Raw genomic sequence first — 22987 nt, forward strand, 5'->3', positions numbered from 1 at the left:
CGAACCACCCGACCGGCCCACCGCCGCCGCGATCCCCGAACCGCCCGGCCCACGTCAGGAACCCCGACCGCCGATTCACCACCACCGCCACCCCCGAACGGCCCGGCCCACCGCCACTCCACACCCCCGGACCGCCCCCTGATCCAGACCCGCGCATTCTCCAACCTCACGAACCCGAACCACCCTGCTCACCCAACCTCGCCCCCAACCGCCAGCCCACGCCACGAACCCCCGACCGCCCGGCCCACCCGCAACTGCCGCCCCCGAACCGCCCGGCGCGTCACGAACCTCACGAACCCGAACCACCCTGCTCACCCAACCTCGCCCCCAACCGCCAGCCCACGCCACGAACCCCCGACCGCCCGGCCCACCGGCAACTGCCGCCCCCGAACCGCCGGGCGCGTCACGAACCCCGAACGCCCAGTTCAGCGCCACCGCCACCCCCGAACCGTCCGGCTCACCACCCCACGCCCCGCCCCTCTGATCCGTACCCCGGGGGCATTCTCCAGTGAAGGGGGGCACATGGGCTGGGTCGTTCCTGGTAGGCAGGGGTCAATGGTGGGCAAAGGCTTCCGGGCCGGGTACGCCGACCATCCTCCCTGGGGGCGCGAAAAAGGGCGGGGGGTGAAGGGCCGGTGCCCTTCACCCCCCGCCCGTGGCGAGATCTGTGCGCGTCGCCTCAGGCGAGGCTGATGGAGCCGCCCTTCACGGTGATCTTCGTCTCCTTGAGCGGCTCGGTGGCCGGGCCATTGGCGACCGAGCCGTCCGCGATGCTGAACTTGCTGCCGTGGCAGGGGCAGTTGATCGTGCCGCCGGCCACGGAGCCCACCGGGCATCCCTGGTGGGTGCAGATGGCGCTGAACGCCTTGAACTCCCCGTCGGTCGGCTGGGTGACGACGATCTTCTCCTTCTTGAAGATCTTGCCGCCGCCCTTGGGGATGTCGCTGGTCTTCGCCAGACCGCCTCCGGCGGAGTCGGTGCCCGCGTCGCCCCCGGCGCTCTTGCCGGAGGACTCCGGTGCGGGATCCGAGGGCTCGTCGTCGGTGTCGACCGTGGTCGATGAGCCGTATCCACTGCACGCGGTCAGCACCACGGCCAGACCGGCGCCGCTCGCACCCAGCATCACCGTGCGCCGCGTCGTATCCGTCTCCGTCATGTTCGCCTTCCTAGAGGTCTGTTAACTCTCCTACGGCTCACGCCCCCGCTTGGTTCAGCATGGGCTAGACCCGACCTGAGCAGTATGAACAATTACTCATAACGTGCTGGTCAAAGAGAGTTGCCCCGTTCCACCGATTCGCAGCGGCCGCCTGCCCTCAAGAAAGCAGGCTTCCGCAGTGGGACGGGCCATGGCGAGGAGCCGACCGGCCGCCTCACGGGAAGGCACGGCCTCCCGTCTCGGGGCAGGGCCGACCGCCTCGCGGGAGAGCTGCGGCCGGCCGGCCCACCGGAGGGTGCGGCCGGCCGCCTCGTGGAGAGCTGCGGCCGGCCGGCCCACTGGAGGGAGGGTGCGGCCGGCCGCCTTGTGGGAGGGCCGGCCGTTTTCGGACGGGCGGGGTGGTCAGCCGCCGATGATCTTGCTGAGGAAGCGGCCGGTGTGGCTGTCCTCGATGCGGGCGACCTGCTCCGGTGTGCCCGTGGCGAGCACGGCCCCGCCTCGGGACCCGCCCTCGGGGCCCATGTCGATGACCCAGTCGGCGGTCTTGATGACGTCGAGGTTGTGCTCGATGACGATGACCGTGTTGCCGCCGTCCACCAGCCGCCCGAGGACGCCCAGGAGCTTGCGGATGTCCTCGAAGTGCAGGCCGGTGGTCGGCTCGTCCAGGACGTAGACGGTTCGGCCGGTGGACCGGCGCTGCAGCTCGGAGGCCAGCTTGACCCGCTGCGCCTCGCCGCCGGACAGCGTGGTCGCGGGCTGGCCCAGCCGGACGTACCCGAGCCCGACGTCGTTGAGCGTCTCCAGGTGACGCTTGATCGGCGGGATCGCGTCGAAGAACCCCAGCGCCTCCTCGATCGGCATGTCGAGGACCTCGGAGATCGTCTTGCCCTTGTAGTGGACCTCCAGGGTCTCCCGGTTGTACCGGGCGCCGTGGCAGACCTCGCAGGGGACGTAGACGTCCGGGAGGAAGTTCATCTCGATCTTGATGGTGCCGTCTCCGGAGCACGCCTCGCAGCGCCCGCCCTTGACGTTGAAGCTGAACCGGCCCGGAAGGTAGCCCCGGACCTTGGCCTCGGTGGTCTGCGCGAACAGCTTGCGTACGTGGTCGAACACCCCGGTGTAGGTCGCGGGGTTGGACCTCGGGGTGCGCCCGATGGGGCTCTGGTCGACGTGGACGACCTTGTCGACCAGGTCGACGCCGGTGACCCGGGAGTGCCGGCCCGGCACGGTCTTCGCTCCGTTGAGCTCCCTGGCCAGCACGTTGTAGAGGATGTCGTTGACCAGCGTCGACTTGCCGGAACCCGAGACGCCGGTGACCGCGGTGAACACGCTCAGCGGGAACTCGACGTCGACGCCCTGCAGGTTGTGCTCCCTGGCGCCCTTGACCACGAGCTTGCGCTTGGGATCGCGCTTGCGCCGGCCGGCCGGAAGGTCGATGCGCCTGCGCCCGGACAGGTAGGCGCCGGTCAGCGAGTCGTCGCTGGCCAGCAGGTCCTCGACGGTGCCGGACACGACGACCTGGCCGCCGTGCTCGCCCGCGCCGGGCCCGATGTCGACCACCCAGTCGGCGGCGGCGATCGTGTCCTCGTCGTGCTCGACGACGATCAGAGTGTTGCCCATGTCGCGCAGCCGGATCAGCGTGTCGAGCAGGCGCTGGTTGTCCCGCTGGTGCAGGCCGATCGAGGGCTCGTCCAGGACGTACAGGACGCCGACCAGGCCCGACCCGATCTGGGTGGCGAGCCGGATGCGCTGGGCCTCGCCGCCGGCGAGCGTGCCGGCCGCCCGGTCGAGGGTGAGGTAGTCGAGCCCGACGTCGAGCAGGAACCCCAGCCGGGCGTTGATCTCCTTGACCACCCGCTCGGCGATGTGCATGTCACGCTCGGAGAGCGTGAGCGCGCCGAGGAACCGGGCGCACTCGCCGATCGACATGGCCGACAGGTCGGCGATGGAGGAGTCGCTGACCGTGACGGCGAGCGAGACGGGCTTGAGCCGGGCGCCCTTGCACGTCGGGCACGGGATCTCCCGCATGAAGCCCTCGTACCGCTCGCGCGTGGCGTCGCTCTCGGCCTCGGAGTGCCGCCGCTGCACCCACGGGATCACGCCCTCGAAGGTCGTGTAGTAGGAGCGCTGCCTGCCGTAGCGGTTGCTGTAGCGGACATGGACCTGCTCGTCGTGGCCGCGCAGCAGGGCCTTCTGGGCGGGCTTGGGCAGCCGCTCCCACGCGGTGTCCAGGTCGAACCCGATCGCGAGGCCGAGGGCCTCGATCAGCCGGATGAAGTAGTCGCTGGTGTGACCGCCGGCCCACGGGGACAGCGCGCCGTCGCCGAGGGTCTTCTCGGGGTCGGGCACCACCAGGTCGGGGTCGACCTCCATGCGGGTGCCGAGCCCGGTGCAGTCGGGGCAGGCGCCGAACGGCGAGTTGAACGAGAACGAGCGCGGCTCCAGCTCCTCGAACGACAGGTCGTCGTAGGGGCAGTAGAGGTGCTCGGAGTAGAACCGCTCGCGGCCCGGGTCGTCCTCGGGGAGGTCGACGAAGTCGAGCGTGATCGTGCCGCCGGAGAGCTGCAGCGCGGTCTCCACCGAGTCGGTGAGCCGCCTGCGCGCGCCGTCCTTGACCGAGAGCCGGTCGACGATCACCTCGATGTCGTGCTTCTCGTACTTCTTCAGCGTCGGCGGCTCCTCCAGCCGGACCACCGTGCCGTCGACCCTGGCGCGCGCGAAGCCCTTGGTCTGCAGCTCGCGGAACAGCTCGCCGTACTCCCCCTTGCGGCCGCGGATGACCGGGGCGATCACCTGGAAGCGGGTGCCCTCCGGCAGCTCCAGGACCCGGTCGACGATCTGCTGGGGGGTCTGCCTGGCGATGGGACGGCCGCAGGCGGGGCAGTGGGGCTTGCCGATGCGTGCCCACAGCAGCCGCAGGTAGTCGTACACCTCGGTGATGGTGCCGACGGTGGACCGGGGGTTGCGCGAGGTGGATTTCTGGTCGATCGAGACCGCGGGTGACAGGCCCTCGATGAAGTCGACGTCGGGCTTGTCCATCTGCCCGAGGAACTGCCTGGCGTAGGCCGAGAGCGACTCGACGTAGCGCCGCTGGCCCTCGGCGAAGATCGTGTCGAAGGCCAGGCTGGACTTGCCCGAGCCCGAAAGCCCGGTGAAGACGATGAGGGCGTCTCGCGGCAGGTCAAGCGAGACGTCCTTGAGGTTATGTTCGCGGGCGCCACGAACGATCAAGCGGTCGGCCACAGCAGATCTCTCATTTTTGGGTCGCGATCCACGGCGGCCGGAGGGCCACCTCTGACTAGTCGCCGCCACTCTAACGAGGGGGTCCGACAGTTTTCCCGCGCTCCGGCACGGGGGCGGCGAACGCCCACGCGGGCGCCGGAAGAGATGATGGCGTACATGACGGTTCTCGACGGCCTTCAGGCCGAACTCGCCGCGGCCACCGACCGGTTGCTGGCCACCACGGCGGCGCTCTCCGACCCGGACGTCACGGCTCCCTCCCTGCTTCCGGGCTGGTCCCGGGGCCACGTGCTCACCCACGTCGCGCGCAACGCGGACAGCCTCGTCAACCTGATGACCTGGGCCAAGACGGGTGTTTTCATTCCACAGTACCCAACGCAGGAGATCCGAGATGCCGAGATAGCCGAAGGGGCGGGACAGACCGCCAAGGAGCAGTACGCCGGTCTCGCCGCCGGCGCGGACCGGTTCGCCGAGGCGGCCGAGGCGATGCCGCCGATGGCGTGGAGGTCCCTGGTCCAGGGGATGCGCCCGCCCGAACACCCAGCGTGGTACCTGCTGGTCCGCCGGATCCGGGAGGTCGAGATCCACCACGTGGACCTGGGCGCCGGCTACACCTGGGCCGACTGGCCCGAGGACTTCGTCCGGCGCGAGCTCCACGACGCGATGGCGGGCTGGCCGTACGACCAGAGCACCGTCAGCGCGATCCGGGCCGGCGGAATGAGCTGGACCGGGCTGGGCGAGGGCCCGGTGGTGGAGGGCCCAGCGCCCCTCGTGCTGGCCTGGCTCACCGGACGGCTCACGGGCGACGGGGCCGGGGAGCCGGGCGGCGGGCCGGAGCAGGGGCTTAGGCTGGCCGGGAAGCCGCCGGCGGCACCGCCGTGGCTGACGATGCCGGCTCCGCCCGGCCTTCCGGCGGCACCACCCGAGGAGTACCCATGAGCTACACCGGTGATGTGACCGCCGACGGCCCCGCCGACGTGCGTGAGCTGCCCGGCCTGACGATCAGCAAGATCGAGGTCGGCGGCTTCGGCAACAACGCCTACCTGCTGCGGTGCCGGGAGACCGGCGACGGGCTGCTGGTCGACGCCGCCGCCGACGCCGGGCGGCTGCTCGGCCTGATCGGCGACGGGCCGATCAGCGCGATCGTCACCACTCACCGGCATCAGGACCACTGGATGGCCCTGGCGGAGGTGACCAAGGCGACCGGGGCCGAGACCGTCGCCCATCCGCTGGACGCCCCCGAGCTGCCGGTGCCGGTCACCCGGCCGGTCGAGCACGGCGGCGAGGTCACCGTCGGCGCGGTCACGCTCGACGTGATCCACCTGCGCGGGCACACCCCGGGGTCGATCGCCCTGCTCTACCAGGACGCCCACCTGTTCACCGGCGACTCGCTGTTCCCCGGCGGCGTCGGGAACACCCAGGGGGATGCCGCCCGGTTCGACCGGCTCTACACCGACGTGGTGGAACGGATCTTCGACCGGCTGGGCGACGAGACCTGGGTGTATCCCGGCCACGGCAAGGACACCACACTCGGAGCGGAACGGCCGTCCCTCTCCGAGTGGCGTGCGCGCGGCTGGTAGCCAGGACCGCCGAGGGGACCGGGGCCTACCCGACGGGGGCCTCGGTCTCCTTGCGCTCCTTGCGCTGCTCGCGCTTGAACATCAGCACGCGCAGCGGGATCGCCGAGACCAGCGCGATCTGCATCGCGGCGCCGATCTGGATGAGCAGGTCGCCCCCGGACAGGTCGGCCGCCCAGATGATCAGGCAGGTGACGTTGACCATGATCCAGGCCAGCACCACCGCGGCCAGGTTGCCCTTGGGCTTGGGGTACTCGATGCGGCTCACCATGAGCCACGCCACGGCGAAGATCCCGACGACCGTGAAGTACGACGGCTCGAACAGCAGGACGATCGACACCACGGTCATCGCGCCCATGGGGATGGGCAGGCCCATGAAGTCGCCGCTCTTGGTCTTCACGCAGGCGAACCGCGCCAGGCGCACGACGCCCGCGACCAGCACCGACACGGCCGCGCAGAGCACGAGCCACAGCGGCAGGCGGTGGGAGAAACCGGCCCAGGCCACCACCATGAAGGCGGGGGCGAAGCCGAAGCTGATCACGTCGGCGAGGTTGTCCAGCTCGGCGCCCATGGCCGAGGCCCGGAACTTCCTGGCCACCAAGCCGTCGAACAGGTCGCAGGTGGCGCCGATCAGCAGCAGCACGACCGCGGTGGCGAAATAGCGGGGGTCGGGGCGGAACTCACCCTCCGACTGGAGCTGGCTGATCGCCGACCACGCCAGGACGCACACGGCCAGGAAGCCGCACATGGCGTTGCCCAGCGACAGCGAGTCGGCCGCCGAGAGCCGGAACGCCTTCCCGACGGGTCCCCGGGGTTCCTCGTCCTCGTCCATGTCCTCCATGGACCAGCCAGCGTCAGCCGTGGTCAATGCGAGTCACTCCTGCCGTCGTCCGCTGACCCACGGTCACCGCGGGTGCGATCCCCTCTGGAAGGTAGATGTCCACGCGCGAGCCGAACCGGATCAGGCCGATGCGCTCTCCTCGGGAGACCTTCGCGCCGATGCCGGTGTAGGGCACGATCCGGCGCGCGACCGCTCCGGCGATCTGCACCAGTTCGAGGTCGCCGATCGCCGTGTCGAAGTGCCAGACGACCCGCTCGTTCTGGTCGCTGTCCTTGTTGAACGCCGGGCGGTAGCCGCCGTCCACGTGCCGCATGGAGGAGACCGTGCCGTCGAGCGGCGCGCGGTTCACGTGGACGTTCAGCGGGCTCATGAAGATGGCCACCCGCGTGCGGCCGTCCGGCTGCGGGTCGATACTCTGGACCACGCCGTCGGCCGGGCTCAGCACGAGCCCCGCGCCGAGCTCGCGGTCGGGGTCGCGGAAGAACCACAGCATGGCGCCGGTGAGTGCGGTCAGCGGAGCCGCCGCGAGCACCCAGGGGCGCGACCGCCGGGCCAGCGCCGCCGAGATGGCGGCCGCGGCGACCATCGGTGCCAGCCAGGGGGAGACGCCACGTGCCAGCCGCACGCGGCGGCGACTGTGGCTTGGCGAATCGTTGGACACGGGGAACCTTTTGTGGTGTTTGCGGCCAGAGACCGGATTGTGACTTGTCGCCGAATGTTACCCATCTCGTCGCCGTTACATAGCAATTCGAGACAAGCAATTCGCCTCATGCACCAATTCGCTACCCCTGAGACACCTTCGCCGGGGCGGTGGCGTCACCGGCCCGCTTGTCGCGCCTGGCCTTGATCAGGCTGGCCACGGTGGTGACCACCATGGTGACGCCGATGACCGAGAGGGAGACCCAGATCGGCACCTCGGGCGCCCAGGAGACACCACTGGTGTGCAAGGCCTCCAGGACGAGCTTAACCCCGATGAAGCCCAAAATGAACGACAGACCATAGCTGATGTAGACCAACCGCTGCAGCAGACCACCGAGCAGGAAGTAGAGCTGGCGCAGCCCCATCAGGGCGAACGCGTTCGCCGTGAACACGATGAAGGCGTCCTTGGTGAGGCCGAAGATCGCCGGGATCGAGTCGAGCGCGAAGAGCAGGTCGGTGGTGCCGATGGCCACCATCACGATCAGCATGGGGGTCACCATGCGACGCCCGTCCACCCGGGCGGTGACCTTGGAGCCGACGAAGCCGTCCGTGGTCGGGAAGATCTTCCGGACCCACCGCAGGAGCAGGTTCTCCTTGAACTCCTCCTCGTCGTGCCCGCGCAGCATGTTGACGGCGGTGTACAACAGGAAGGCGCCGAACACGTAGAACAGCCAGCCGAAGCGCTCCAGGGCGGCGGCCCCGACGACGATGAACACCCCGCGCATCACCAGGGCGAGGAGCACGCCGACCAGCAGCACCTTGTGCTGATAGATCTTGGGAACGGCGAACCGGCCCATGATGATGTAGAAGACGAAAAGATTGTCGACGCTCAGGCTGTATTCGGTCAGATAGCCGGCCGCGAACTCGCCGGCCTTGTCGGGGCCCACGAAGACCAGCAGCACGACACCGAACAGCACCGCCAGCCCGACGTAGAACCCGACCCAGAAACCGGCCTGCCTCAGCGAGAACTCGCGCGGCTCACCTCTGTCGACGATCCACAGGTCGACCGCCAGAACCACCAGCAACCCACCGATGACCGCCGCCCATGCCCACACGGAAACATCCAAGACAACCCTCCGGCCCGCGTCAAAGTGCCGGAGGTCTCTCCCGCCCGTGCCAAAGGCCTCGGACCGGCAGCCCCGGGCACGCCGTAAGGGACGTACCGTGATGACGAGGCTGTCGCGAAGGGATACTCCCCCCCTCAGTCGAGGAGTATAGGCGAGCGCATAAGCCTCACCTAATCAGCCGTTGAGCTGGGCCGGGGTTTTCCGGGACCCGCGCGGCGGCCGTCGCAGGTCACACACCTCGCCCCGTCCGAGGGTGATCCACGTCTCACCGAGGCGCCCCGCCGCCCCGCAGCGCCGCGTAGGCCTCGCCGGCCGACCGCAGGGCTGCCTCCTCGTCCGGCAGTGGCAGCGCCAGGGCGGCGGCGGAGAGCCGGGCGGCCAACGCCGGGTCCAGGAGCACCCGGGTGATCTCCGCGCGCAGGGCCGCCGCGTCCCCGGGCGGGACCAGCAGCGCCGCGTCGCCCACCATCGCCGGGATCCCCCCGACGGCGGTGGCGACGACCGGCCTGCCCGCGCGGAGCGCCTCGTGCACGCTCAGCGGCTGTCCCTCCCACCGGCTCGGCACCACCAGGGCGTGGACGACCTGGAGCAGGTCGGCCATGTCGTCGCGGTTCCCGAGCAGCCGGACCGGCAGCCCCTCGCCGTCGATGCGCCGTTGCAGCTCGCCCCGCAGCGGGCCCTCCCCCGCCACCACGAACAGCGGGACGGTCTCCCAGTCGTCGTACGGCCCGCGCACGGCGTCCAGCAGCGTCTCAAGGCCCTTCTGCTGGGCCAGTCGCGCGATCGTCAGGAAGATCGCCCGGCCGGTGCGGCCGGGCGCCAGCTCGGCGCGGACCTCCGCCGGCGTCCGGGCGGGCGGGCGCAGGGGCGGCGCGGGGACGACGGCGGGCGCGACGCTCCGCGCGCCGCGCGCGAGCATCCGCTCCCCCAGGTCCGGCGCGACCACCAACACCTGATCAGCTTTTTTACCGACGATCCACTCCAAAAGCCCATATATCGCGCCGATCACCCCGCCTGCGGTCAGCGCGTTGTGCAACGTGACCACCAGCGCCGCGCGCCCGGCCCGGCGCCCCGTGAGGGCCAGGGCGGCCAGGGCCCCGGCGCGCAGCCCGTGAGCGTGCACGATGTCGGCTCCGGCCGTCAGCGCCCTGAGGCGCCGCACGGCGCGCAGGTCGCTCACCGGGCGCGGCCGGTCGGAGACGGCCACCTCCGCGAACCGCGCGGCACCGGAGAACCCGAACGCCTCGTCGGTGCTCGCCGGCCCCGCCACGACGACCTGGTGTCCCTGGCGGACGAGCCCCCCGGCCAGCATCAGGACGTGCCGCCCCACACCGCCCGCGCTCGTGCCGAGCACCAGGACCACGCGCCGCGCGGTCGTGTCACCCATCACCCTCGGTCTCCTCTCCGGCGCGTCCGGCCGCGCCCCGCCCCCGTACGCGGGCGAGCGCCGCCACCAGATCACGCCGGTCCACCGCGAACGCCACGCCCACCGCGACCGTCACCGCCACGACTCCCGCCAGCGCCACCACCCCCGCCGAGGCGACCGGGCCCCGGACGTCCGGCAGGGACGCGACCCAGGACCCCGCCAGGAACCCGGCCCCGCCGCCCAGCACGGCGGTGAGCAGCGCGCGCGGCACCCCGGCGAGCGCCGCGGCCCCCCGGGCGCGGGCCACCGCCGCCAGCAGCAGCACCCCGCCGGCCGTCATACCGGCGGCGCTGCCCAGTGCAAGGCCGCCGAGTTTCCACGGGCCGGGGAACGCCAGGACGAAGACCGTCTGCGCGACCATGACCACCAGCCAGCCCGCCACCGTGCCGGCCGCCGCCGCCCTCCCCCTGCCGGCCGCGTACAGGACCCGGCTGAGATGGGCCACCAGCCCGTACCCGACCAGGCCGGGGGCGAACAGGGCGATGGACCTGGCCAGCTCGCCCGCGGGAATGTTGCCCGCCATGCCGTCGACGAACACCCGCGCCATCGGCGCCGCCACCGCCGCCAGCACCCCGGCGGCCAGCCCCGAGACGAGCACCACCGCGCGGGTGGTCAGCGCCGACAGCGCGGTGAACCCGCCGGCGTCGGCGCGCTCGGCGCGGGCGGAGAGCGCGGGGAACACGCTCGTCGCGATGGGCACCGCCAGCACGGCGTACGGCACCTGGTAGATCGCCCAGGCGAAGTTGTACCCCGCCAGCCCGCCCGCGCCGACCTCCCGGTTGGCCAGCCACACCACCAGGGCCATGGCCGCCTGCTGGGCGACCAGGGCGCTGAGCCCGGCGACGGCGAGGCGGCGGACCCGGGCGGCGACGCCGTCGGGGAAACGCAGAGTGGGCCGCAACCGCAGGCCGAGCCGGGAGGACGGCCCGATCACCGTGACCACCAGGGCGAGGACGCCCAGCGTGGTGCCGACCGACAGGGCCAGTTCCGCGGGCCGGGGCACGGCCGACAGCGGCGTACGGACGTCCTGGCTGAGCGGGACGAACGCCAGATAGGCCACGATCACCACCAGGCTGGACACCAGCGGCGCCACGGCGGGCCCGGTGAACCGCCGGTGGGCCTGGAGCACGCCGTAGAGCACCACCGCCAGGCCGTACAGGGGGATCTGCGGGGCGAAGACGACCAGCATGCGGGTGGCGACGGCCGTCAGGTCACCCGCCTCGCACCCCGCCACCTCCCCGGCGAGCAGGCCCATCACCGGGCGGGCGGCCAGCGCCGTGAGGACGCCGAGCGGGACCAGCGCGACCAGCACCCAGGTGAGCAGCGCAGAGGTGATCCGCCCGATCTGGGCGCGGGCGTGCTCCCGCTCCTCCCCGGCACCCGCCGGCCCCGCCGCTCCGGACATCACCGGCGCGGACCGGGACGCCGCCCCGGCGAGCACGGGGACGACCATGCCGGCGAGCGCGCCGCCCACCACCACCTCGAAGACGATGTTCGGCACCTGGTTGGCGGTGAAATAGGCGGTGGCCAGGCAGTTCGTGCCGACCGTGCGGGCGAGGACCAGCTGCTTGGCGAAGCCGACCACCCGCGCCAGGACCGTCACGGCCCCGATCAGGACGGCCGCGGCGGCGAGGCCCTGGCCCACCCTCCTGGTCATCTGGGACGGCGGCCCAGCATGTCGAGACGGTTGAGCGCGGGGTTCCCGGCGATGACCTTGGTGAAGCTCACCTTCTCGGAGACGGCGGTGAGCGCCACCACCGTGCCGAGCACGGCGAGACGGGACGAGCGCCGCAGACCGGTCACGGCGGCGACCCCGAGCAGCGCGCCGAGCGCGTTGGCCCCGGCGTCGCCGAGCATGGCCCGCTCGCCGAGGTCCTCGGGCAGCAGGGCCAGGCCCGCGCCGACCGGCACGGCGGTGAGCGCGGCCGCCGCCGGGGCGCCCTTGGCCAGCGAGGCGGCGAGCAGGGGACCGCCGGCCAGCAGGCCGACCTTGATGGCCCGGCCCGGACGCAGGTCGAACAGGTTCGCCAGATTGGCGCTCCCGGCGATCAGTGCCCCGTCGAGCAGGGTGCCTGCCGCCCGGGCCAGGCCCCGCCCGGCGTCCCCGGGGCGGGGCGGCAGCAGGGCCGAGGCCGCCAGGCCCGCCACCCCGATGCCGAGGATCTTCACCGCGCCGCTGGTGACCTCCCCGCGCGCCAGCGCGGCCAGATGGCCCTTGAAGCCCTTGGACGAGTTCACCTCGCGCAGGTCGTCGTAGGCGCCGAGGACGCCGCTGCCCACCCCGGCCAGCACCGCGGCCGCGCGCACCCGGGCGGGCAGGCCGGGCGCCAGGACGGCCGCCGCCCCCGCGCCGGCCACGAAAGCGGGGCCCTCCAGCAGGGTGATCGGCTCGCCGCGATGGTTGGTGCGCGTCCAGGTCTTCTCGTCGCCGACGGGCGGGCGGCGCGTGAAGGCGGCGTAGGCGGCACGGGCGGCGACGGCGCCGAGGGCGGCACCCGCCACGGCGCCGAGCCAGGAGCGATGGGCCACAGCGGATCCCTCTTCGTCAGGAGCGCCCGGCGTCGGACCCGGGAGCGTGGTCGTCAGGGGCAGGTCAGCCGCCCGCGCCCTCCGTGGGGGTGGGCGTGGCGGTGGCCGTGGGAGACGGCTCGGGAGCGGAGGCGTCCGCGCCGAGGCCGTACTGCCCGGCCTCCCCGGCCGTCTGCTCCCGCAGAGCGTAGACCACCACGGCCTGGCCGAAGGCCATATCGACGTTGTCGACCGTGGAGACGTTGGCGGCCACGTCGCTGGAGGAGCGCACCGCCGAGATGAGGCCGGAGACCGTCGAGACCGGGACCACACCGGCCAGGACCGTGCCCGCGCTGGCCTCGTCCAGCCCCGAGGCCAGCGACACCACGGCGGCGGTCTGCGCGTCGGCGGTCTCTCCCTCGTACGGCAGGGACGGGGCCACCATGAGGGCGAGGGTGGCGCGCTTGCCCGGGTCGCCGTCCAGGGTCACCAGGCCGTCGCTCTCGAAGGCGGCGAGCACCCCGGCGGCCGAGGGGTTCTCCTTGTCGGCCTGGGATCGGTCGGACGTCACGATGGCGCCGGCCAGCACCGCCGCGACCTTGTCGTACGGCGTGGCGTCCGGGGAGAAGACCGGCACGCCGGGCTTGGCCGAGGTCGTGAGCTGATCGAGCGTCCCGCTCTGGTCGGCGGTGAGGTACTTCTCGGTGACCGACACCCGGCCGCTGACCGTGGCCCCGGCGGCCGTGATCACCTGGCTGAGCGGGTCGCGCAGCTTGGTGTCGGCACCGGGGGCCTCCACGATCACGACGCGCTCGCCGGCCAGCGCCCCCTGCACGAGCTGCGGGAGCCGGTCGGCGACGAAGGTGTCGTCGGCGCCGGCCCGCGTCTGCAGGTCGGAGATGCTGGCGTGCAGCTCGTTGTTGTTGGCCCGGAGCTGCGCGGTGACCCTCTCGGTGGAGGCGACCAGCGGGGCGTTCAGCACCGTGCTGCCGAGCACGATGCCGACGGCCAGCGCGAGGAAGATCGCGACGATGGAGACGATGTGGTAGCGGAAATCGATCACGAGAAGAGCCCGACCAACCAGAAGATGAAACCGTTCCAGGCGTCGCGAAGTCCGTTCAGCCAGACCTTGCCCATGGGCGAGAACCACAGGACCACGCCCACGGTGATCAGCGCGGTCGCCACCAGCAGCAGCAGCGAGCCGACGGAGATGCGGCTGCGGTAGAGCCTGCTCACGCCCTTGGCCTCGACCAGCTTGCCGCCGACCCGCAGCCGGGTCAGGAAGGTGCTCGCCATGCCCGACCGGCCCTTGTCCAGGAACTCCACCAGGGTGCCGTGGGTGCCGACCGCCACGATCAGGCTCGCGTCCTTGTCGTCGGCGAGCAGGATCGCGATGTCCTCGCTGGTGCCGGTCGCGGGGAAGATGACCGCCTGCTGGCCGAGCCGCTCGACGCGTTCCAAGCCCGGGGCGCGGCCGTCGCGGTAGGCGTGCACGACCAGCTCGGCGCCGCAGCACAGCGCGCGCTCGGACACCGAGTCGAAGTCGCCCACGATGAGATCGGGAAGGTAGCCGGCCTCCATCAGCGCGTCGGCGCCGCCGTCCACCCCGATCAGGACCGGGCGGTACTCCCGGATGTAGGGGCGGAGGGTCGCGATGTCCTCTTTGTAGTGGTAGCCGCGGACGACCACCAGGACGTGCCTTCCCTCCATGGAGGTGCGGATGTCGGGCACCCCGACGCCGTCGATCAGCAGGTCGCGCTCGCGGCGGATGTACTCCATGGTGTTCATGGCGAAGTCCTCGATCAGGACCGACAGGCCCGCACGCGCCTCGGCCATCGCCGCGTCGATGCTCTCGGGCGTGACCGTCTCGCCCTTCCCGACGAGCTCCTCGTCGAGGTACACCTGCCCCTCGTGGACGCGCACCACGTCGCCGTCGCGGACCCGGTCGAAGATCTCGGGCGTGGCGCTGTCGACGAGCGTCACCCCGGCGTTGACCAGGATCTGCGGGCCGAGGTTCGGATACCGGCCGCTGATGTTCGCCGCGATGTTCACCACGACCGAGACGCCGCACGCGACAAGAGCCTCCGCGCTCACCCGGTCGACGTCGACGTGGTCGATGATCGCGATCTCCCCGGACCGGAGATGCTTCGTCAGGCTCTTGGTCCGCCGATCGATCCTCGCCACTGCTGTCACCCCGGGAAGGTCTGACGCCTTCCTGCGGCGGAGGCCCTGAACCCTCAAGGTCGGCACCTTCATCACGAACCATCCTGCCAGAGCGTGCGACCAACATGGCCCCGCATCACGGCGTGTCAGATTTGTCACTGTCGCTGGACCGTGGGCGATCCGCCCGCGGCCAGGGCCCCCGTGGCCCCTGGTACATCCCCCCGACGCCCCCGACGGGGCCTGGACCCTTCTTGGTCAGCCCGCCGCCTTGTCCGCGGCCGCGATCGACAACAGTTCCTCCGCGTGGGCGCGGCCGAGCTCGGAGTCTTCCAGACCCGCCAGCATCCGCGAGAGCTCTTTGGCGCGGCCCTCGCGGTCGAGCGTCGTCACCCCGCTGCGCACGACCCGCCCGTCACTGGCCTTCTCCACCACAAGGTGCTGGTCGGCGAACGCCGCGACCTGCGGAAGGTGGGTCACCACGATCACCTGGGACGTGCGGGCCAGCTGGGCCAGGCGCCGCCCGATCTCCACGGCCGCCTTGCCGCCCACACCGGCGTCCACCTCGTCGAACACGAAGGTGGGCACCGGGTCGGCGCCGGCGAACACGACCTCGATGGCGAGCATGACCCGGCTGAGCTCACCGCCGGAGGCGCCCTTGTTGAGCGGCAGCGCCGGGGCGCTCGGATGGGACATCATGAGCAGTTCGATCTCGTCGGCGCCCTCGGGGCCGAACTGGCCGCTCGGGGTCAGCGCGACCACGACCTTGGCGTGCGGCATGGCCAGCGCGGTCAGCTCGGCGGTCACCACCTCGCCGAAGCGCTCGGCGGCGGCCGTGCGGATGCCGGTCAGCTCCGAGGCCAGCTCGGTCAGCCGCGCCAGCAGCTCGTCCTGCTCGCGGGTCAGCTCGGCGATGCGGTCGTCGTCGCCCTCCAGCTCGGTGGCCCTGGCCGCGGCCCTGGCCGCCCACGCAAGGACCTCGGCGGTGTCCCCGCCGTACTTCCTCATCAGGCCGTTCACCAGCGCGCGGCGTTCCTGAACGACGCCGAGCCTGCCCGGGTCGGCGTCGACCGACTCGGCGTACGCGGCGAGCTCGGTGGCCACGTCGGAGACGAGGTACCCGGCCTCGGCGAGCCGGTCGCCGATCCCGGAGAGGGTCACGTCGTAGGACCGGACCGACTCCAGCGCCGACCGGGCCTGGGCCAGCAGCGACACCGCGTCCTGCGCGCCCTGGGAGGCCGCCATGGGGTCGCCGAGCAGGGAGGTGTGGGCGGTGACGGCGGCGTTCTTCAGCGAGTCGGCGTGCGCGAGGCGCTCCTCCTCCTGCCTGAGCTCGACCTCCTCGCCCGGCTTGGGATCGCCCTTCTCGATCTCCTCCAGGCCGAAGCGCAGGTGGTCGGCCTCCTGGGCGCGCTCCCTGGCCTTGGTCGTGAGGTCGGCGAGGGTGTCTCCGACGTCCTTGTGGCGCTTGTAGGCCTGGACGTACGCGCGCAGCGGCTTGACCAGCTCCTCGCCGGCGTAGCGGTCGAGCGCGGCGCGCTGGCGGCCCGGCTGGAGGAGCCGCTGCTGGTCCATCTGGCCGTGGACGGCCACGAGGTCCTCGGCGAGGTAGGTGAGCGTGCCGACCGGGACCGACCTGCCGCCCAGCCACGCGCGCGACCGGCCTTCGCCGGAGACGGTCCGCGCGATGATGAGCTCGCCGTCCTCGATCTGGCCGCCGACGTCCTCGACCTGCTGGGCGACCCGGCCGCCGGCCTCGACGACCAGCGTGCCCTCCACCGAGGCGCGTTCGGCCCCCGGCCGGACCCGCGCGGGGTCGGCCCGGCCGCCGAACAGCAGCCCGAGCCCGGTCACGACCATCGTCTTGCCCGCGCCGGTCTCACCTGTGACGACCGTGAAGCCCGGTGAGAGCTCGAGAACGGCTTCGTCGATCACTCCGAGCCCTTTGATCCGGACCTCATCGACCCGTGGCCGCACTGGGTCCCTCCCGCCGTTTCGCCGCGCTTCCTCCGATCGGGCACACCTCGCCCGACCGTGTGGGGCTTGGCTCGGTCACCTCACCATGCGGGACGATCCTACGCGGAAATCGCCAAGGTTTTCGATGACCGGGGTCATCGGCACCCCGTACCGGCCCTCTCTCACCGATGTACGAGCCGCCCGTCCACGGCCCCGAACCCCGCCCACCACGCCCACCCCACCTGCCGACCAGCACCATTCACACCATCCCCACACGAACCACCCGCCCCGACGACCCGGCCCCGGCCCACGCAAGAACATCCAAGCGACGACGCCCGCTCCCACGCCGCCTCTGAGACCGAGCCGACGGCGTACGCGCCCGGGGCCCGTCCCGGAACGCCGCGCCACCGGCCTCCGCGCCCGAGCCCATCCGGGGAGCACGGGCTAGCGCCGTACGCGCCCGCGCCAGCCTTGGACGGGAAGGTCGAACTTGGCCACCAACCGGTCGGTGAAAGGGGCTCCGGTCGTGTCGACGTCGTGAAGACGCGCCAGCCGCACCGGAAGGTCCGCGCGGCGCACCTCCACCCGGACACCCGGGGGAAGATCGAAGCGGCGGCGGCCGTCACACCAGAGCACCCCGCCGGGCGTGCCTGGCAGGATCTCCACCGCGATCGTCGACCTCGGGGACACGACCAGCGGGCGGGCGAACAGCGCGTGGGCGCTGTTGGGCACCAGCAGCATCGCCTCCACCTCCGGCCACACGACCGGGCCGCCCGCCGAGAACGCGTAGGCCGTCGACCCGGTCGGTGTGGCGCAGATCACCCCGTCGCACCCCCACCGGGACAGCGGCCGCCCGTCGATCTCGGCGACGACCTCCAGCATGCGGTCGCGCTTCTCGACGCTCGCCTCGTTCAGCGCCCAGGTGGACGCCAGCACCTCGCCGTTGGCCCGCACCCGCACATCGATCGTCATGCGCTCCTCGACGGTGTACCGGCCGGTCACGACCCGGTCGACGGCCTCGGCGAGGTCGGCCATCTCCGCCTCGGCCAGGAAGCCCACGTGGCCGAGATTGACCCCGAGCAGGGGCGTCCCGGCGGGCCTGGCCAGCTCGGCGGCCCGCAGCAGCGTGCCGTCGCCGCCCAGCACCATCAGCACCTCGGCGTCCTCGGCCGCGGCGATGTTGGACGGCACCACGTCGACCCCCGGGACCGCGATCTCCTCGGCCTCGGGTTGCATGACGCGGACGGTGAAACCCGCCTCGAGGAACCGCTGGATCACCAGCCGGGCGCTGTCGACGGCGGGCTCCCGCCCGGTGTGTGCGGTGATCAGTACCGTGCGCTTCGCGCTGTCCATGGTCCACTCCGCTTGTCCGGCGGGCACTCCGCGCACTACTGGGGACCTTCCGTGATGGCTCGCCCGATCTCGGCGTCGAGATCGGTGACCGGGTCCGGCCCGGGGCCCTTCCCGAGCCAGATGAGGTACTCGACATTGCCCGAAGGGCCGGGCAACGGGCTCGCCGTCACACCACGCACCGCCAGGCCGAGCGTGCCGGCCGAGGCCGCGACCTCGCGTACCGCTCCGGCGCGCAGGGCCGGGTCGCGCACGACCCCGCCCGCCCCCACCCGGTCCTTGCCCACCTCGAACTGCGGTTTCACCAGCATCACCAGATCGGCCTGCCGGTCCGCGCAGGCCGTCAGTGCGGGCAGCACCAGGCGGAGTGAGATGAACGACAGGTCTCCGACGATCAGCGTGGGCGGGTCGCCGACCATCTCGGGCGTCAGGTCGCGGACGTTGACCCGTTCCATCACCGTGACCCGCTCGTCGGTCCGCAGCGACCAGGCGAGCTGGCCGTACCCGACGTCGACCGCGAGGACGCGGGCCGCGCCCCGGCGGAGCAGGACGTCGGTGAAACCGCCGGTCGAGGCGCCCGCGTCCAGGCAGAGGCGCCCCTCGACGCCCAGGCCTCGCGGGCCGAACGCCTCCAGGGCGCCGAGCAGCTTGTGCGCGCCTCGCGAGACGTAGTCAGGGCCCTCCGCCGACTCGGCGACCACGATGGCCGAGGCCGTGTCGACCTGGGTCGCGGACTTGGCCGCCGTCTGGCCGCCCACGCTGACCCGGCCGCCCGCGATGAGATCGGCGGCCTGCTCACGTGATCGCGCGAGCCCCCGCCTGACCAGCTCACTGTCAAGCCGCACACGACGACTCAACCCCCCACCCCCGCACAACCGCCCACGAGCGAAACCGCCCACCCGCCACCGCCGTGTACCGCAGATCCCTCACGGGCGCCGTTCCCCCGCCGGGGCGGAGGCGTCCCCTACGGAGGCGAGGGTCGCCTCCAGCCCGCTCAGCACGTCCTCGAACACCGAGACGTGCTCCCGTACGGGAAGATCGCCAAGGCTGCCGAGCCGGGCCAGGGCGGCAGCCACCTGGACCTCGCCGCTTTCCGTCATCGTCCTTCTCCACCCGACTGGTCGTTGGAACGGCGGCACGCCGGCGATCGCGGCCATGTGATCGCGCGCCAGAGGGCCACCGCCGACGCGGCGGCCGTGGATCACGACCGTAGCGGAAGCGATCACCCGCGCGATGCTCTTCCCTTCCAGGCCGCGCCCGCGCGCCGAATTTCGCGTATTACTCAAGTGAAACGCTACCTTCCGTAGGTCAGAGGAGCTTCGGCGGATGAGAAGGGGTATGACGCATGGCGAGCGTCGATGAGTGCCGCGCGGCGCTGGACAAGCTGGGAGAGCAGTTCGGCGACCTCGATCAGGAGACCCGCACCAAGCACGTGGTGAACAGGCGCCTGAGCTGCCACATCACCGACCTGGACGTGACCTTCCACGGCCGCGTCCACCAGGACGGCCTCGACCCGTTCACCGAGACCGCCCCCGCGGACGGCCGTTCCGCCGAGGTGCGCATCCGGATCTCCAGCGACGACCTGCTCTCCATGGTGAACGGCGAACTGGACATGGCGCGTGCGCTGCTCAGCGGACGAGTGAAGATCGACGCCAGCCTCGGCGACCTCCTCCGCCTCCGCAAACTCCTCTGACCCCCCAGCCTCACGCCCCAGAACGATCCCGCCCTCCAGAACCGTCTTCCGCGATCCTCCAGAACCGTCCTCCACGAACCTCCAGACCAACCGGCACCCCCCAGAACCACCGGCCCTGAGCCACCGCCACCCTCAACAACCCTCCAAATCGCCCCGACAACCGGCACGGTCGCCGGCCACAGCCCCCTGGACACCCAACTACCCGACCGCCGAGATCAGAGGTTCAGGGTCTCCAGAGCGTCCTTCATGGCGTCCTCGTCCGCGCGGCCGTCGCCCGCCCGGGCCCAGGCCGCGGCGCACGCGACGCGGAGTCCGTCGAGGGGGTCGCCACCGCCCGTGAGGCGCAGGCGCCCGCCGTCCCAACGTGCGGTCCACCCCTCCCTGGTCCATTCGTCCCCGTCCTGCCGTACGGGCGCCGGCGGGTGGTGCAGGCCCGAGACGTCCGCGGCGATGTGCGTGGGACGGTGCTCCGGCGGGGCGGTGACCAGGTCGAGCGGCCCGGTCACCCCGCTCAGGACGAGCAGGCTGTCGACGCCCGCCCGGGTGGCCGCCTCCACGTCGGTGTCCAGGCGGTCGCCCACGATGAGCGGGTGCTCGGCCCCCGTCCGCAACATCGACTCCTTGTGCAGGGGCGGCTCGGGCTTCCCCGCCGAGACCGGCTCCACGCCCGTGGCCGTGGCGATCACCCGGATCATGGACCCGTTGCCGGGAAGCGCGCCACGGTTGGTCGGCATGGTGGTGTCGGAGTTCGCCGCGACGAACCACGCACCCTGCCGGACGGCGAGCGTCCCCTCGCTCAGCAGCCCGTAGGACAGGTCGGGCGAGATGCCCTGGACGACCGCCACCGGAGACTCCGCCGCCGTCGTCACGGGGCGCAGGCCGTGCGCCCGCAGGGCGAAACGCAGACCCGTCCCGCCGACCACCAGCACCGCCGACCCGCGTGGCACCCGCTCGGCGATCAGCCGGGCGGCGGCCTGCGCGGACGTCACCACGTCGTCGGGCGTGGCGGGCACGCCGAGGGAGAGCAGATGCTCGGCGATGGCGGCCGGAGTACGCGAGGCGTTGTTGGTCACGTAAGCGAGACGCACACCCGTGTCGTGCGCGCGCGTAAGGGCCTCAGGGGCGCCTGGAACCGCCTCACGGCCCAGGTAGACGACCCCGTCGAGATCAAGCAACAAGGTGTCGTAACGGTCGATCAGTGCGGTCTCCATGAACCCACTATTTCCGATAACACCCCCAACCGCCGACTCAAACCCCCAACCCCCACTCCCCCGGCGGCCGGGGCCGGTTGGGGGCATGGCGGATCGCCCTCGCCGGGTGGTCGTCGCGTTTCGGTTGGACGAGCGGCGTCTGGCCGGAGACGGCCATCGGGGACGGGGTGCTTTCGGAGGGGGCGAGAGGGGGCGACACGCCCGGGGTTATGGCTGCCGTGCTTTTAGTGTGGCCTTGACCTGTTTCAGAGCGGAGACGTAATCACGGAGATCGGGGCGCATGGCCACCGCGATGGTCAGGGGTTCCTGGGCCGCTTCCATGTCGCCCGTACGCCACAGGGCCATGCCCAGCCCGAAGTACGCGTAGTCCTCGGTGGGATTGGCCGCGACGATCCAGCGGAAGCTGTCGGCCGCCTCGTGGTAACGGCGCGAGTTGAACTGCGCCCTGGCGAGCGCCTCCCTGATGCTGCGGGACTCCGGCTCGGCCTCGGCGGCCCGCGCGAGAATCGCCGCCGCCGCGGCGGGACTGCCGTCCTTGAGGAGCTTCACACCTCGCTGGAACCATTCGTAAACATCGCCCGCTGGGGCAGTGGGCTCGTAGTCGGGGGAATCGGACCGGTCGCTTCGTTCCTGCATCATTTTCCGAGGCCTCCTTTCTCACGACATGTCATTCCGGCTTCCTGACGAGCCGGGCCACGCTAAGAACATCGGGGCTGTCTCTAAGCGACTCAGGCCTTTATGGCACCATGCCCGGTATGGCCATTCCTGAACTGCCGTCGTCTGACGGACTGGTGCTGCGCCCGTTCCGCGGCGTGCGCTTCGCAGTCGACGATCTGGCGGCAGTCACCTCCCCACCGTACGACCTCATTTCACAAGAAGACGTCCAGACTCTCTTGGACGCTCACCCCAACAACGTGGTACGCCTGATCCTTCCTGGCGCCGACCAGCACCGCTATGCCGAGGCTCATGACACGCTGCTGGCGTGGCTCGGCTCCGGCACGCTGGTCGCCGACGTTCTTCCCGCACTGTACGTGTACGAGCAAAGCGGGCCGGGCGTCCTGCTCCGCGGCCTCATCGGCGATCTCGGTCTCTCCGATCCGGTCAAGGGCATCGTGCTCCCCCACGAAGACGTCCTGCCGGGCCCGGTCGCCGACCGTCTCGCGCTCATGCGGGCGACCGAGGGCAACCTGGAACCCATTTTCCTGCTCTACGAAGGCGAGGGCGGCGCGGCCTCGCTCCTGGTCGACGACGTGGCGTCCACGCGGGCGCCTCTGGTCGAGGTGCGCACGGACGACGGCATCACGCATCGGCTGTGGGCCCTGACCGAGAGCGCGGAACTGGACGCCGTGGCGGCGGAGCTTCGCGGTCACCAGGCGCTCATCGCCGACGGCCACCACAGATACGCCACCTACCTCGCCCTCCAGCACGACTACCACACCGAGGGCCGCGGCCCGGGCCCGTGGGACTTCGGCCTGGCCCTCCTGGTCGATTCGACGACCTACCCGCCCGACCTGAAGGCCATCCACCGGGTGATCCCGGGGCTGCCCCTCCAGGAGGCCGTGGCGCGCGCCAGGGGTGCCTGGCAGGTGCACGACTTCACCGACGTGGACGAGGCCCTCGAGGCGCTCTCCTCGGCTGAGGGGCCCGCGTTCGTGCTGGCCGGGGAGGACGGGGTGAGCCACCTGCTCACCGATCCCGACCCCGTGCAGGTCGAGCACGCCATGCCCGCGTCACGATCACTCCGGTGGAAGTCGCTCGCCACCTCGATCCTCTCGGAATTCCTCCTGCCGAAGGTCTGGGGTCTGCAGGACGACGAGGAGTCGGTGCGCATCGTCCACCACGACGCCCACCTCGCCGTCAAAATGGCCCACCGGACGTTGGGAACGGCCGTGATCGTGCCGCCGCTGAAGGTGGAGGACGTGCTGGCCATCGCCGCCGGGGGCGAGCGGGTGCCGCGCAAGTCCACCTCGTTCGGCCCCAAGCCGCGCACCGGCCTGATCCTCCGCACCTTCGCCACCGACTAACCCCTCCCAGCCCAAACCCTCCCCACCCCACCCGCGTTCCCCCTGCCCGGCCCACCCACAAACCCCCCGAACCCCCAGC

General features: G+C 71.7%; 20 protein-coding genes. 4 read left to right on the forward strand and 16 right to left on the reverse strand.

The genetic code is table 11. From position 1 onward, the window contains the following. Window positions 1-679: 679 nt before the first annotated feature. Window positions 680-1156, reverse strand: a complete 477-nt coding sequence (locus NYZ98_RS39410; protein WP_262850297.1) for a Rieske (2Fe-2S) protein — start codon at window positions 1154-1156, stop codon at window positions 680-682. Window positions 1157-1558: 402 nt separating this feature from the next. Next, on the reverse strand, window positions 1559-4399 hold the full coding sequence (gene uvrA, locus NYZ98_RS39415; RefSeq protein ID WP_262850299.1) for an excinuclease ABC subunit UvrA: 2841 nt from the start codon (window positions 4397-4399) through the stop codon (window positions 1559-1561). A 156-nt stretch (window positions 4400-4555) separates the two neighbouring features. Between uvrA and NYZ98_RS39420 the strand changes: the two genes are divergently transcribed. Both NYZ98_RS39420 and NYZ98_RS39425 read left to right on the forward strand, forming a co-directional pair. Next, window positions 4556-5335, forward strand: coding sequence for a maleylpyruvate isomerase family mycothiol-dependent enzyme (locus tag NYZ98_RS39420; RefSeq protein ID WP_262850302.1), 780 nt, complete (start codon window positions 4556-4558; stop codon window positions 5333-5335). Then, on the forward strand, window positions 5332-5976 hold the full coding sequence (locus tag NYZ98_RS39425) for an MBL fold metallo-hydrolase (protein ID WP_262850304.1): 645 nt from the start codon (window positions 5332-5334) through the stop codon (window positions 5974-5976). The genes NYZ98_RS39420 and NYZ98_RS39425 overlap by 4 nt, the downstream gene beginning before the upstream one ends. Before the next feature lie 25 nt (window positions 5977-6001). Here NYZ98_RS39425 and pssA read toward each other — a convergent pair whose 3' ends face one another. From pssA to NYZ98_RS39485, 12 genes are all read right to left on the reverse strand, one after another. Next, window positions 6002-6841 (reverse strand): CDP-diacylglycerol--serine O-phosphatidyltransferase, encoded by an 840-nt coding sequence (gene pssA, locus NYZ98_RS39430; RefSeq protein WP_262850306.1) that lies wholly within the window; start codon window positions 6839-6841, stop codon window positions 6002-6004. Next, a complete protein-coding gene (locus NYZ98_RS39435) occupies window positions 6828-7475 on the reverse strand; it encodes a phosphatidylserine decarboxylase (RefSeq protein WP_380708786.1) in 648 nt (215 codons plus the stop codon). The genes pssA and NYZ98_RS39435 overlap by 14 nt, the downstream gene beginning before the upstream one ends. A 121-nt stretch (window positions 7476-7596) precedes the next feature. Next, entirely contained in the window at window positions 7597-8580 is a 984-nt protein-coding gene (locus NYZ98_RS39440; RefSeq protein ID WP_262850308.1) for a TerC family protein, read from the reverse strand. Between the two features lie 265 nt (window positions 8581-8845). Next, window positions 8846-9967 (reverse strand): glycosyltransferase family 4 protein, encoded by a 1122-nt coding sequence (locus tag NYZ98_RS39445; protein WP_262850310.1) that lies wholly within the window; start codon window positions 9965-9967, stop codon window positions 8846-8848. After that, window positions 9960-11663, reverse strand: coding sequence for a murein biosynthesis integral membrane protein MurJ (murJ, locus tag NYZ98_RS39450; protein WP_262850312.1), 1704 nt, complete (start codon window positions 11661-11663; stop codon window positions 9960-9962). Before murJ ends, NYZ98_RS39445 begins: the two co-directional genes overlap by 8 nt. Continuing rightward, window positions 11660-12535: a hypothetical protein gene (locus NYZ98_RS39455; RefSeq protein WP_262850318.1), complete on the reverse strand. Its 876-nt coding sequence runs from the start codon at window positions 12533-12535 to the stop codon at window positions 11660-11662. The genes murJ and NYZ98_RS39455 overlap by 4 nt, the downstream gene beginning before the upstream one ends. Window positions 12536-12599: 64 nt before the next feature. Then, the gene (locus tag NYZ98_RS39460; protein ID WP_262850324.1) at window positions 12600-13577 is read right to left on the reverse strand and encodes a copper transporter; all 978 of its coding nucleotides are present in this window, start codon (window positions 13575-13577) and stop codon (window positions 12600-12602) included. After that, window positions 13574-14770 carry a putative cytokinetic ring protein SteA gene (steA, locus tag NYZ98_RS39465; RefSeq protein ID WP_262850329.1) on the reverse strand — a complete coding sequence of 399 codons (1197 nt, stop codon included), beginning with the start codon at window positions 14768-14770 and terminating at the stop codon, window positions 13574-13576. The genes NYZ98_RS39460 and steA overlap by 4 nt, the downstream gene beginning before the upstream one ends. Before the next feature lie 162 nt (window positions 14771-14932). Further along, window positions 14933-16651 (reverse strand): DNA repair protein RecN, encoded by a 1719-nt coding sequence (gene recN / locus NYZ98_RS39470; protein WP_262850331.1) that lies wholly within the window; start codon window positions 16649-16651, stop codon window positions 14933-14935. 423 nt (window positions 16652-17074) lie between these two features. Beyond that, window positions 17075-17983 (reverse strand): NAD kinase, encoded by a 909-nt coding sequence (locus NYZ98_RS39475; RefSeq protein WP_262850333.1) that lies wholly within the window; start codon window positions 17981-17983, stop codon window positions 17075-17077. 35 nt (window positions 17984-18018) lie between these two features. Next, window positions 18019-18837 carry a TlyA family RNA methyltransferase gene (locus NYZ98_RS39480; protein WP_262850335.1) on the reverse strand — a complete coding sequence of 273 codons (819 nt, stop codon included), beginning with the start codon at window positions 18835-18837 and terminating at the stop codon, window positions 18019-18021. A gap of 69 nt (window positions 18838-18906) precedes the next feature. Further along, the gene (locus NYZ98_RS39485) at window positions 18907-19080 is read right to left on the reverse strand and encodes a hypothetical protein (RefSeq protein ID WP_262850337.1); all 174 of its coding nucleotides are present in this window, start codon (window positions 19078-19080) and stop codon (window positions 18907-18909) included. 245 nt (window positions 19081-19325) lie between these two features. Here NYZ98_RS39485 and NYZ98_RS39490 point away from each other — a divergent pair, with 245 nt between their 5' ends. Further along, window positions 19326-19673 (forward strand): SCP2 sterol-binding domain-containing protein, encoded by a 348-nt coding sequence (locus NYZ98_RS39490; protein ID WP_262850339.1) that lies wholly within the window; start codon window positions 19326-19328, stop codon window positions 19671-19673. A gap of 215 nt (window positions 19674-19888) precedes the next feature. On the opposite strand, the gene NYZ98_RS39495 is transcribed toward NYZ98_RS39490, so the two are convergent. Both NYZ98_RS39495 and NYZ98_RS39500 read right to left on the reverse strand, forming a co-directional pair. Further along, on the reverse strand, window positions 19889-20884 hold the full coding sequence (locus NYZ98_RS39495; RefSeq protein ID WP_262850341.1) for an HAD-IIA family hydrolase: 996 nt from the start codon (window positions 20882-20884) through the stop codon (window positions 19889-19891). 207 nt (window positions 20885-21091) lie between these two features. Next, window positions 21092-21523 carry a tetratricopeptide repeat protein gene (locus tag NYZ98_RS39500; protein WP_262850343.1) on the reverse strand — a complete coding sequence of 144 codons (432 nt, stop codon included), beginning with the start codon at window positions 21521-21523 and terminating at the stop codon, window positions 21092-21094. A 116-nt stretch (window positions 21524-21639) separates the two neighbouring features. On the opposite strand from NYZ98_RS39500, the gene NYZ98_RS39505 reads away from it, so the two are divergent. Next, complete coding sequence (locus NYZ98_RS39505; RefSeq protein WP_262850346.1) at window positions 21640-22908, forward strand: DUF1015 domain-containing protein; 1269 nt, start codon at window positions 21640-21642, stop codon at window positions 22906-22908. Window positions 22909-22987: the final 79 nt, after the last annotated feature.

This window comes from Sphaerisporangium corydalis, from assembly GCF_025506355.1.
Lineage (GTDB): Bacteria > Actinomycetota > Actinomycetes > Streptosporangiales > Streptosporangiaceae > Sphaerisporangium > Sphaerisporangium corydalis.